10 protein-coding genes are annotated in these 11,600 nt (G+C 69.2%); 7 read left to right on the top strand and 3 right to left on the bottom strand.

Translation table 11 applies throughout. The features are described 5' to 3' along the window. Positions 1-11 precede the first annotated feature (11 nt). Genes ACGFSB_RS28785 through ACGFSB_RS28775 form a run of 3 tightly spaced genes read right to left on the bottom strand, consistent with a single transcriptional unit; the run spans position 12 to position 4,185 of the window. Entirely contained in the window at positions 12-677 is a 666-nt protein-coding gene (locus ACGFSB_RS28785) for a response regulator (RefSeq protein ID WP_393405200.1), read from the bottom strand. Next, entirely contained in the window at positions 674-1,906 is a 1,233-nt protein-coding gene (locus tag ACGFSB_RS28780) for a sensor histidine kinase (RefSeq protein ID WP_393405197.1), read from the bottom strand. The genes ACGFSB_RS28785 and ACGFSB_RS28780 overlap by 4 nt, the downstream gene beginning before the upstream one ends. After that, a complete protein-coding gene (locus ACGFSB_RS28775) occupies positions 1,903-4,185 on the bottom strand; it encodes an MMPL family transporter (RefSeq protein WP_393405194.1) in 2,283 nt (760 codons plus the stop codon). The genes ACGFSB_RS28780 and ACGFSB_RS28775 overlap by 4 nt, the downstream gene beginning before the upstream one ends. Before the next feature lie 328 nt (positions 4,186-4,513). Here ACGFSB_RS28775 and ACGFSB_RS28770 point away from each other — a divergent pair, with 328 nt between their 5' ends. The 7 genes from ACGFSB_RS28770 to ACGFSB_RS28740 all read left to right on the top strand — a co-directional run bounded on the left by ACGFSB_RS28770 (position 4,514) and on the right by ACGFSB_RS28740 (position 11,552). Next, entirely contained in the window at positions 4,514-6,013 is a 1,500-nt protein-coding gene (locus tag ACGFSB_RS28770; protein ID WP_393405192.1) for a helix-turn-helix domain-containing protein, read from the top strand. 273 nt (positions 6,014-6,286) lie between these two features. Further along, on the top strand, positions 6,287-7,177 hold the full coding sequence (locus tag ACGFSB_RS28765; protein ID WP_393405190.1) for an ArsR/SmtB family transcription factor: 891 nt from the start codon (positions 6,287-6,289) through the stop codon (positions 7,175-7,177). Positions 7,178-7,297: 120 nt separating this feature from the next. Further along, positions 7,298-7,834 (top strand): hypothetical protein, encoded by a 537-nt coding sequence (locus ACGFSB_RS28760; protein ID WP_393405187.1) that lies wholly within the window; start codon positions 7,298-7,300, stop codon positions 7,832-7,834. A gap of 109 nt (positions 7,835-7,943) precedes the next feature. After that, the gene (locus ACGFSB_RS28755; RefSeq protein WP_393405185.1) at positions 7,944-9,002 is read left to right on the top strand and encodes a VWA domain-containing protein; all 1,059 of its coding nucleotides are present in this window, start codon (positions 7,944-7,946) and stop codon (positions 9,000-9,002) included. Positions 9,003-9,090: 88 nt separating this feature from the next. Continuing rightward, positions 9,091-10,401, top strand: coding sequence for a low temperature requirement protein A (locus tag ACGFSB_RS28750; RefSeq protein WP_393405182.1), 1,311 nt, complete (start codon positions 9,091-9,093; stop codon positions 10,399-10,401). Positions 10,402-10,504: 103 nt separating this feature from the next. Beyond that, positions 10,505-10,912: a hypothetical protein gene (locus ACGFSB_RS28745; RefSeq protein WP_393405179.1), complete on the top strand. Its 408-nt coding sequence runs from the start codon at positions 10,505-10,507 to the stop codon at positions 10,910-10,912. Positions 10,913-11,027: 115 nt separating this feature from the next. Beyond that, a complete protein-coding gene (locus ACGFSB_RS28740) occupies positions 11,028-11,552 on the top strand; it encodes a hypothetical protein (protein ID WP_393405176.1) in 525 nt (174 codons plus the stop codon). Positions 11,553-11,600: the final 48 nt, after the last annotated feature.

The raw sequence follows: 11,600 nt of genomic DNA, 5'->3' as shown, positions 1-11,600 counted from the left end.
GGGCGGGGCGATCAGGCGTGGGCCAGGCCCGTCCGGTAGGCGATGACGACGAGTTGCGCCCGGTCTCGGGCCTCCAACTTCGTCATGGCACGCTGCACGTGGGCGCGGACGGTGAAGGGGCTGAGGAACATCTTCTCGGCGATCTCCTGGTTGGACAGGCCGGTCGCGACCAGAGCCACCATCTCGCGTTCGCGCGGGGTGAGCACGGCGAGTTGTTCGGGGGCGTGCGGCGGGGCGTCGTCCGGTGCGGCCAGGAAACGGGCGACCAGGGAGCGGGTAGCGGCGGGCGACAGAAGAGTGTCGCCGTCCGCGATCGTACGCACGGCGTTGAGCAGGTCCTCGGCCCCGATGCCCTTGCCGATGAAGCCGCCGGCCCCGGCGCGCAGCGCCTGAGCGACGTACTCGTCGGTCTCGTACGTGGTGAGGATCAGGATACGGCTGGCACGCAGTTCCGGGTCCGCGCAGATCTCCGACGTGGCGGTGAGGCCGTCCACATCGGGCATACGGATGTCCATGATCACCACGTCCGGACGCAGCTCCCGGGTGAGTCTCACCGCCTCCCTGCCGTCGGAGGCCTCGCCGACCACGGTGATGTCGTCGGCGGTCTCGAGAAGTATGCGGAAGGCATCACGCAGCAGCGCCTGATCGTCGGCGAGCAGCACCCGGAGGAGCGTCATGGCGCGTCCCCTGCCTCTCCGTCAGGTTTCCGCGTCGTGTCCTTCTTGGCGGGGCGGAGGGGCAACTCGGCCGAGACGAGGAAGCCGCCCTCCGGGCGCCTGCCCGCGGAGAGGTGTCCCCCGACCGCGGTGGCACGTTCACGCATCCCGATCAGACCGTAACCGGGTGGACGGTCCCGCACCGTGGACGGATTCGGTCCCCCTCCGTCGTCGGCGACAGTGATGGTCACGCGGTCGCCGTCCCAGGCGAGGCGCACCCGGGCGCTACCCGTACCGGCGTGCTTGGTCACGTTGGTCAGTGCCTCCTGGACTACGCGGTAGGCGGTGAGGTCCACGCCCGGCGGCAGCGGCCTGGCCGTGCCCTCCTGGTGCACGGACACCTCCAGGCCCGCGCTGCGGAAGGACTCGAGGAGCGTGGGAAGACGGGAAAGACCGGGCGCCGGTTCGGCGGGCCCGGCCGCGTCCCCGGACTGACGCAACAGACCGACCGTGGCCCGCAGTTCGTCGAGCGCGTGGCCGGTGGTCTCGACGAGCTCCTTCAGGCTCTTGCGGGTCTGCTCCGGGCGGGCGTCGAAGAGGTGGGCGGCGACCGTGGCCTGTGCGTTGGCCAGGGTGATCTGATGGGCCACGAGGTCGTGCAGTTCCCGGGCGATGCGCACCCGTTCCTCGGCCACTCTCCGGCGCGCCTCGCTGTCCCTGTTCTTCTCGGCCCGCCGGGCGCGCTCCTCCACGGCCGCGAGGTAGGCCCGTCGGTTCTGCGCCGAGTTGCCGAGCACGCCGGCCACCAGCGGGAACGCCGCCACCGCCGCCATCCTGCTCGCGTCCTTCCATGAGAGGGCCCCGAAGAAGGGGGTGGAGGCGACAAGCAGCGCCGCGGAGATGAGCAACACCACGCTCGCCGCGCGCCGTTCGGTGCGCACGGCGAGCGAGTAGGCGGTGATCACGGCGGGGGCCACGATGAGCGGGGTCAGCAGGAGGCCCAAGGGCGGTGCGAGCAGGCCGGCCACGGTCGTGGCCGCCATGGCCGCCATGGGCGCCCTGTGCCGCACCGGCAGCACGGCACAGGACACCACGGCGATGAAGTAGGCCGTCGCGGGCGGCGCTGACAGCGTGTCGTCGACCTGCATCACGCCGCCGAGCAGACAGAGCGCGAATGCCGTCGCGATGATCGCTGCCTCCCGCCACCACATGATGCGTGGTCGCGGGCCACCGCCGCCCGTGGTCGTCATGGCCGGTGCCGGCCGACGGGGATCCGCGGCACCACCGCGTCCGACCCGGTCGCGGAGGCCGGGACATGCCTGCTCAGTGCCTCACCCTCGATATCCACATTCGGCAGCACACGGTTCAGGGTACGGGGCAGCCACCAGGCCCGGTGGCCGAGCAGTGCCAGGACCGCGGGTGCGATCGCCATCCGGACCACGAAAGCGTCGAAGGCGACGGCGGAGGCCAGGCCGACGCCCATCGTCTGGATGGTCGGGCTGCTCATCCCGATGAAACCGGCGAACACGCTGATCATGATGATCGCCGCCGCGGCCACCACGCGTCCGCTGTGCCGGAAACCGTTGACGATCGCCTCGCCGGGGGACGCGCCATGGACGTACGCCTCTCGCATCCTTGTGAGGAGGAAGACCTCGTAGTCCATGGCGAGGCCGAACACTATGCCGATGATGAGGATCGGCATCAGCGACATGACCGGTCCGGTCTGCTCGATGCCGACCAGGTCGGCAGCCCAGCCCCATTGGAAGACGGCGACGAGGACACCGAAGGCGGCACCCACCGACAGCAGGAAGCCGAGCGCGGCCTTGACCGGGACCAGGAGCGAGCGGAAGACCACCATCAGCAGGAGCAACGCCAGGCCGATGACCACGGTCAGATAGGGGATGAGGGCGTCGGACATGGCTTCGGAGATGTCGATGTTCAGCGCGGTGGTGCCGGTCACCGCGATGCCGGCGCCCGTGTCGGCCTCGACGCCGGAGAGCGTGTCCCGGATCGTGTGCACCAGGTCCTTGGTCTCGCCGCTGTTCGGAGCGGTCCGCGGTACGGCGGTGAGGACGGCCGTGTCCTTGGTCCGGCTGAGAACCGGATCGCCGACCGACGCGACCCCGTCCACTCCCCGTACGGTCTTGGCGACCAGGTCCGTTGTGTCCCGGGTGTCCGCGGACCCCGAGGACCCCGAGGACCCCGACGTGTCCACGACCACGGTCAACGGGCCGTTGAAGCCGGGGCCGAAGCCTTCTGACAGCAGGTCGTAGGCCCGGCGCTGGGTGGTCTCCACCGGCTTGGACTCGTCTCCGGGCAGCCCGAGTTCGAGGCTCAGCGCAGGGAGGGCGACGGTGCCGAGGCCGAGTACGGCGATCATCAGCACGGCCCGCGGCCGGCGCAGCACGAACCGCGCCCAGCGGGTGCAGAGCCCCGGCCGGCCGCCCGCCGTGGACACCGGGTGCGAGCGCCCGCTCTTTCCCGCCCGGGTTGCCTTGCGGGCGGCGCGGGACAGTACACGCCGGCCGAAGAAGCCGAACAGCGCGGGGACCAGGGTCAGTGCGACGAGTACGGCAAGGGCCACGGCGCCCGCGCCGCCCATGCCCATCTTGGTGAGTTCGGGGATTCCGACGACCCCGAGACCGACCAGGGCGATGAAGACGGTCGCGCCTGCGAAGACGACGGCGGATCCGGCCGTGCCCACCGCCCGGCCCGCGGCCTCCTCCGGCTCGCTGCCCTGGGCGCGCTCGTCGCGGAAGCGGGAGGTGATGAAGAGTGCGTAGTCGATGCCGACCGCGAGGCCCAGCATCAGCGCCAGGATGGCGACGGTGGACGTCAGGCCCAGCGGAACGGCCAGCGCGGAGACCAGGCCGAAGGCGATGGCCACGCCCAAGAAGGCGGTCAGCAGCGACAGTCCGGCCGCGACCAGCGACCCGAGGGTGAGGACGAGCACCACTGCCGCCACCACCACGCCGATGATCTCCGTCGTACCGCCCGGCGATTCTTCCGATTCCAGGGCCGAGCCGCCGATCTCCACGGTCAGCCCCGTGTCCCGGGCCTGGCCCGCGGCGTCCTCGAGGGCGCTCTTCGTCTGCTCGGTCAGGTCGACGGCGTCCGCGGTGTAGGTGATCGTGGAGTAGGCGATGGTGCCGTCCTCGCTGACAGCGCCGGTCTCATAGGGGTCGGTGGCCGACGCGACCTGATCGCCCCCGTCATCACCGCCGTCCAGCGAGCCGAGCGTGTCCTCGACGGCTGCCTTGTTCTCCGTGGCCGTCACACGTTGCCCGTCGGGGGCCTGGAACACCAAACGGGCCTCGGCACCCTGGGAGTTGCTCTGGGGGAAGCGCTCGTCCAGCAGGTCGAAGGCCTTCTGCGACTCGGTGCCGGGCATGGAGAGGTCCTCTTCCTCCCCGGCAGGAGCCACGGCGGCGGCGACCCCTGCCAGCACCAGGGCAGCCAGCCACAGACCAGTCACGAGCCGGCGCCGCCGGAAGGCCCACCGTCCGATCCGGTAGAGAAATGTCGCCACTTGTTGATCACTCCAGACACCGCTAGGAAAGGGGAATGCGCGAGATTCGCGCGCCACCCACACTTCCCTCCGGCGCCCCGCCGGGCATCGTCCCCCGCCGCCGTCTTCTCCTGGTGCGCCCGGACCACCGGCTCATGTGCCCTGGTGCCTACGCACTAGACCGACTTGGGCCCTCTGTTCCCACATCCGGGCCGGTTTCCACGCTCCCGGGGCTCACCAGCCGATGAGAAGCTGTGAACGTCTCCTGGGGAGGGCTCGCAGCCCTTGGGCGGCTGGGTCGTTGAGCACCGCGCGGAGAAGAACAAGATGCCGGCAGAGAGACGGGGCCGTGGAGGACCACGAGGAGCACGGGCGGGAAGCCCAACTGGCCGGACTGCTGCGTGAGGTGAGACGTCAGGCATCGTGCGAGACCGGGCCGGGCGTCGGCAAGATACTCGATTGGCTGCACCAGCAGACGGGCGTCGACGCGGCGGTGATCGCGGAGGATGCGGACACAGTCGAGTCGTCCACGCCAGGCTTCCCCCGAAAGGTGCTGGTTCCGCTCGCCGAGCTGCTCGCGCGCCTGTCCGGTGGGCATCTGGCCGCGGCCGCGACACAGGCCGAGGCACTGCACGTGCGCTGTGAAGCCCTCGGGCCACACAGCCCTCGCCCGGTACTGGTGGTGGTCTCCCGGTCGGAGCCGACCTCGCAGACCGTTGCGCTGACCTCGCACACGGGCAGCGTGCTGGCCTTGCTGCGCCACGCCGAGGCCGGTGCCCGGACTCGGCGCAGCTACGACGACAAGGCACAGCAGCTGCGATTCGCCGTGCTGCACGGGCTGTTGGCAGGGGGGCCGATGCTGGCCCGCCGGATGACGACCGGGTCCGTGCCCCCGCTGCTCGACGCCGATCGGCTGCGCATCCATCTGCTGCGCTGCCCCTCGGCCGACCGCGATCGGATCGCCCAGCGCCACCAGGACTCGTCCGGCTACCAGGGCTCTGCCCTGATGGTGCACTGCCCCGTGTTCAAGGAGCACTTGATCTGCCTCATCGCCGCGGACGACGGCGGCAGGGACCTCAGCGGCGGCAGCGGCCCGGCGCGCGGTCTGGGTGAGGTGCTGCGCCGTCTTGTCCACGACAACCCGCGCTATTCACTGGGCGTCAGCGACGTGCAGCCACTGCACGCGACAGCCGAGGCCTACACCCAGGCCACTCACGCGTTGGCCTCCGCCCGCACCTCTGCCAGCCGTGTGGCCTTCCATCAGGGGCAGACGGCTCTGACGGGCATCCTTCTCCCCCAGCCCGCCCTGGCCTGGGCCCGCGCGTTTCTGCGGCCGCTGGACACGGCCCCCAGGACCAGCGCCGACATCACCCGCCTGGCCATAACCATGCCCCGCTCCGGCGTGGCCCGTCTCCTTGGCCTCAGCCGCAACACCGTCACCGCGCATCTCAGGCGAGCACAACAGGCTCTCGGGCAGGACCTCGCCGACGTCCGCTCCCGCGCCGAAGTCCACTTGGCACTCACGCTCACGGGTTCCGGCCCGAGCCTCGATCCCGAACCTCAACTGCCGCCCGTCCTTGACGACTTGCTGAGCACCGAGGCCGCCGCCGCCTGGGCCCAGACGATCCTGCGCCCTCTGCAGGCCCGCCATCGCCACACGCTCCAGGCGTGGATCGACGCCAACGCCGATGCCCAGCAAACCGCTCACCGTATGCACATCAGCCGCAACACGGTCCGCGCTCACCTGCGTACCGCCGAGGCGGCCCTGGGCCTCGACCTGCTCACCACCAGCACCGGCACCCACGACGTCGTCCACGCCCTGCGCATCGCCGCGGCCCGAGCCGGCTGAGCAACGTGCACAACCAGGGCCCGGAATTGAGCACTGTGCACATTGGCCCCAGGGCGCGGCGACTTCTAGCGTAAGAGTGACCGCCCGCGCACGAGACACCGCCGAGCCCTGACCAGGCCCGCCGGAACCGAACGCAGAGCTCCTGCGCGGGCAAGACAACGCCGTAGCGGACCATCGGGGGAAACCGTGCTGCGTATGCATTTCAGTGGGGGAGATCTGTCACGGACCAGGGTCGCCGATGAGCCGGACCCTCTGTGGGAGATCGTCCTGAGCATGCACCAACTCCGCGAAGGGCGGAGGAACACCCAGGCCGGTCGCGCTGAACAGACATGTCCGGACCGGCGGCAGATGATGCGCACGCTGACCCCGCTGATGCCGACCCGCGGCTACTTTCCGGATTTCCTCACTCCCGCGGCAGCGTCTGGAGGGCTTGAGAGCGGGATTGATGCCGTGCTCTCCACCCCGAAATGCCGACTGCACGACGAACTTTCCCTGCTTGCGCAGCACAACCCGCTGCCCGCCTGGACCCGACGCCTCGCCGACGGCGAAGTGGACACGCTGCACTGGCTGGGCCGGGCCCTGCGCCGGTACCACACCGACGTCCTGGGGCCCCGTTGGCCGCGCATCGCCGCCCGCGTCGAGGCCGACCGCCGGCACCGCATCGGAGTTCAGTACCGCGCCGGGACCGAGGCGATGCTGCACACCTTCGGGCCCACGCTGAGCTGGCAGTCCTCTGTGCTCTCCGCCGAGTACCCCGTCGACAGGGACATCCACCTGGACGGGCGCGGGCTGCTTCTCGTCCCTTCGTACTTCTGCCGCCGTACGCCGGTCGCCCTCCTGGACGAACAGTTGCTGCCCATTCTGGTCTATCCCGCCTCCCCACCTGCCCCGGAGCAGGCGAGCACGCCGCACTCCAGGCTGGCGCCGCTGCTGGGGCACACCCGGGCCGCGGTGCTGGAGACACTCCAAGGCCCCCGCACCACCTCCGAGCTGGCGGAGCACGCCGGCGTCTCCCTGTCTTCGGCCAGTGAACATGCGACGGTGCTGCGCAACGCCGGCCTGGTGGTCAGCGTGCGAGAGCGCCAGCACGTCCGGCACACCCTCACGCAGTTGGGCGCCGATCTGCTCAATGGCGGTATGCCACTTTCCCGGCAGTATCCGTAGCGACCGGGGAGGGAAGCAGAGGCCTTCGTCTTCGCCACTGTTCGTCAGACCCCGCCTCACCGGCCGTCTACCGTATGGACACGCCGCGCTGCTCATCGCGGCCATCTGAGGAGGAATCCTGTGTCATCGCCCTACGACCCCGAGCACGCACCCGTCGGCGATGTGGGCACAGCGCTGATGATGATCGACTCTCAGCTCAAAAGCATCCACGACGGCAGGACCGAGGCCGACCCCGAACAGCAGGCCCTGACGCAGCAGTTCGCCGCATCTCTGGGCCGAGAGGGACTAGATGACGTGCTGGACGGCGCGTGCACACTCATCTACATGTTCATGACGTGGCTGCGGGAGGCCCACGAGGACCACGACAAGGACGTCATCGAGTACGTGGTGCCCAACCTCGTGGCCACCATGCGCATGATGCCCAAGAGCGTCCGCCCCGAGGCCATCCCCACCATGGCCGGCCTGGTCATCGCCGCGGGCACCGGCCTGAGCCCCAACCTGTGGCGCAGACAGTACGGAGACTGGACCGAGGAGGAGCTGAATCCCCTGGAGGCCACCGCCTTCCTGCTCGCGGAGCACATCAACCGCATCACCGACGACCCCGACTTCGCCATCCGCATGATCACTGAAGCTCTGTCCCGTTCGGACGAGGACTGACCTGACCCAACGGCAGGTGACGCTGTGCCAGATGCCGCGTCAAAGGCCGTTGTCAGTGCCTCCCCATAGAGTGAAATCACTCGGGAAGCCTCGGAGAAGGAGCAGAGACATGTCCGCCAACAGGATCCAGCACAAGGTGAATCACGTCGCGCTGGTAGTGGACTGTTCGGGTTCCATGCGTCCACACCAGAGTCAACTCGTCCGCGTTGTGGACGAGTTCGTGGCGGGGTTGAAGTCGGAGTCGGACAGTCTCGGCCACGAGACCAGGATCAGCCTGTACTCCTTCGACCACAGGGTGGAGAACCTGGTGTGGGACATGGACGTGAAGCATCTGCCGTCCATGCAGGGTCTCTACCAGGTCAACAACGGCGCCACGGCCCTCATTGAGGCCTCACTGAAGTCCCTGGACGACCTGGGACACATATGGGAGGAGTACGGCGAGCACAGCTTCCTCCAGATCGTGGTGACGGACGGCGAGGAGAACGCCTCCGGCGGCGACAAGCGGCACAACGGCGACATGACCATTCTCGGCCCTTGGCTCGACAAGATCGCGGCGAAGATGGGCGGGCTTCCGGGCCATTGGACTTCCGCCATCCTCGTGCCGAACTCCCTGGCCAAGCGAACCGCCCAGAACTACGGCTTCCCGGCCGGGAACATCGCCATCTGGGATGCGGATTCCCAGGAGGGCGTCGAGGAGGCCATAGGTACCGTGCGCGCCGCCGCCACCAGCTTCCTCCGGGCCCGCGAGCAGGGCGTACGCGGCACGAAGAACCTGTTCGCCGTCGGTCAGGACATATCGGTCGACGAGGTGCGGGCGAATCTCGAACCGGTTCCGGCCGACAGGTACCGGCTCCTGAAGGTCGACAAGGAGATCGAGATCCGCCCCTTCGTCGATTCACATCCGGGCGTGAAGTACGAACGTGGCGCGTGTTACTACCAGTTGGGAGCCCGGGTTCAGGTCCAGCCGGACAAGGAAGTCATCGTGGTCGAGAAGGACACCGACCGCGCCTACACGGGCGATGCGGCGCGGAGCCTGCTGTTCGGCTCGGGTGTCCAGGGGACCGTCTCGGTGAAGGCGGGCAACAATCCCCAGCTGGAAGTCTATGTACAGAGTCGTTCGGTGAACAGGAAACTCAAGCCGAGTACGCGTCTCCTCATCATGCTCTGACGCTCCCCCGGCCGCCGCGCCGACTCGTACCGGCTCGCGCCGTGCGGCGCGGGCCGGTAAGCGGACGACGTCAGAAATGATGCTGCGCATGGATGATCCCCAACACCACAGCAACGCCGACCCCAGCAACACCGGCCACGACGGCAAGGCCGCTCCGCCACGCCGGCTGATCCCGATGACCGGCCGTGACCCGGGCGAACAAGGACGGGTCTCCACACCTCTTGAGCTCCTGTTCGACCTCACCTTCGTGGTCGCCGTCGGCACCGCCTCATCCCGCTTCGCCGAGATGGTCGCCGAAGGGCACGCCGCGCAGGCAACCACCGCGTTCGTGCTTGCGATGTTCGCGATCAGCGTCGCCTGGATCAGCTTCAGCTGGTTCGCCTCCGCGTTCGGCACCGACGACTGGCTCTATCGCGCCCTGACGATGGTGCAGATGATCGGCGTCGTCGTGTTCTCCCTCGGCCTGCCCGCGATGTTCCACTCCGTTGAGGAGGGCGGGCACCTCGAACTGCGCGTCATGGTGATGGGTTACGTCGTGATGCGCGTCGCCATGGTGCTCCAGTGGTGGCGCGCCGCCCATGACTCCCCCACCTTCCACGACGTCGGCATGGCCAACATCCGCTGGACCGTGATCGTCCAACTCGCCTGGATCGTGGTCGCCTTCACTCACCTGCCGCTGGCCGCGGTGTTCACCGCCTTCGCCGTCCTCGGAGCGCTGGAACTGGCACTGCCGCTGCTCACCCAGGGGGGCGCGGGCGATACGCCCTGGCACCCCCACCACGTCGCCGAGCGCTACGGCCTGTTCGCCATCATCGTGCTCGGCGAGGGCGTCGTCGGCACCGTCGCCTCCTCCGGCGGCCTCCTCGGCGGCGCGGACGGCACGCACTGGAGCGGCAACGCGATCGCCGTCGTCATCGCCGGCGTCGGACTGACCTTCGGCATGTGGTGGGTCTACTTCGCCACGCCGTTCGGGGACGTCCTCGTACACCGTCGCAGCCGCGGCTACCTCTTCGGCTACGGGCACATCCCCCTGTTCATCGGCATCGCAGGCGCAGGCGCAGGACTGCACGTGGCCGGACTACAACTGGAACACCACTCCGAACTCGGCGACGCCGCCGTAGTCCTGTCGCTGGCACTCCCAGTCGGCCTCTACCTGCTGATGGTCTATCTGCTGCACACCCTGCTGCTTTCCGCGGCGGACCGATTCCATCTGCTCCTGATCTCCCTCACCCTCGCCGTACTGCTCGCGGCCGTCCTCCTGGCCGCCGCCGGCGTCGCGATCGCGGTCTGTCTCCTCGTCGTCATGCTCGCCCCCTTCGTGACCGTGATCGGCTACGAAACGATCGGCCACCGCCACCAGCAGCAGATGCTGCAAAGCCTCGCTACCGAAGGCCTCTGACTCCCATGGTGCCACTTGAGGCGCCATAACGGCTTCACAGTGGTGCCATTCATGTGTCATGATGACACCACGGAAACGGCGCGATCAAAAGGAGCTACCAACCATGTCCATCACCCTTGCCGACCAGGACAAGCACACCCTGCGGACCGCCGCGTACGGCGCCGTCTCGCTGCTGGCCGCCGCTGATGCCGCAGGCTCGCCCCACAAGGCCGCCACCCACGGCAGCATCGCGCTGGCCTCGGCGACCGGCCCGGTCGGGCACGTGCTCGCCGAGAAGAGCAGGGGCGTACAGCTGAACGGCAAGTCCGTGGCCGAACTCGCCGACCACGTGCTGCCCGCCCTGACTGCCGCCGTGAGCCTGCTCAAGAAGCAGGAGCCGGCCGAGGCCGACAACTTCCGCGGCACCGTCATCGTCGCCATCGAAGCAGCCGCCCGGAGCCGTCGGGGTCAGCCCAGCCCCACCATGACGGAGATGAGCCGCAAGATCACCGAAGCGCTCGACGCCGCTTGATTGCTGAGGGCCGGGGCTACTCGGCCGGATCGCACGCTCACCGGTCGCACCCCTTGGCCTGGCAGGCCAAGGGGTGCGCGTTTCACCAACTGAGTCATCACAGGGGGGTCGGATCATGGAGACAGCACGGAGTCAGGAGCACGCGGCGCCCGGCGCCTTCACCGCCTTCGCCCGCTTCGTGCTCTGCGGCGGCGGGGTGGGGCTCGCCTCCAGCTTCGCCGTAGCGGCCCTCGCCTCCCGGATTCCCTGGGTCCTGGCCAACGCTTTGATCACCGTGCTCTCCACGGTCATCGCCACCGAGCTGCACGCCCGCTTCACCTTCGGCGCGGGCGGGCGCGCGACCTGGCGCCAGCACGCGCAATCGGCCGGGTCCGCCGCGGCCGCGTACGCGGTGACCTGCGTGGCGATGCTGGTCTTGCAGCAGTTGGTGGCAGCGCCCGGTGCGGTGCTCGAGCAGGTCGTCTACCTGTCCGCCTCCGCACTCGCCGGTGTCGCACGGTTCGCAGTGCTGCGCCTCGTCGTCTTCGCGCGGCACCACGCACAGGCCGCGGCCACGGGCCGCTCCACTCGTCCCACATACCCGACCGTGACCCGCGCCGCGGCCCCGGTGGGCCCCGCGGAGCACTGCCAAGCCGCCTGACCGTTCCGCCGGGCGGCGCGCCGGCCGCGTACTACGTCGTGAGCGAGG

This window comes from Streptomyces sp. NPDC048441, assembly GCF_043200235.1.
Classification (GTDB): domain Bacteria; phylum Actinomycetota; class Actinomycetes; order Streptomycetales; family Streptomycetaceae; genus Streptomyces.
This window is presented reverse-complemented; position numbering and strand designations above follow the sequence as displayed.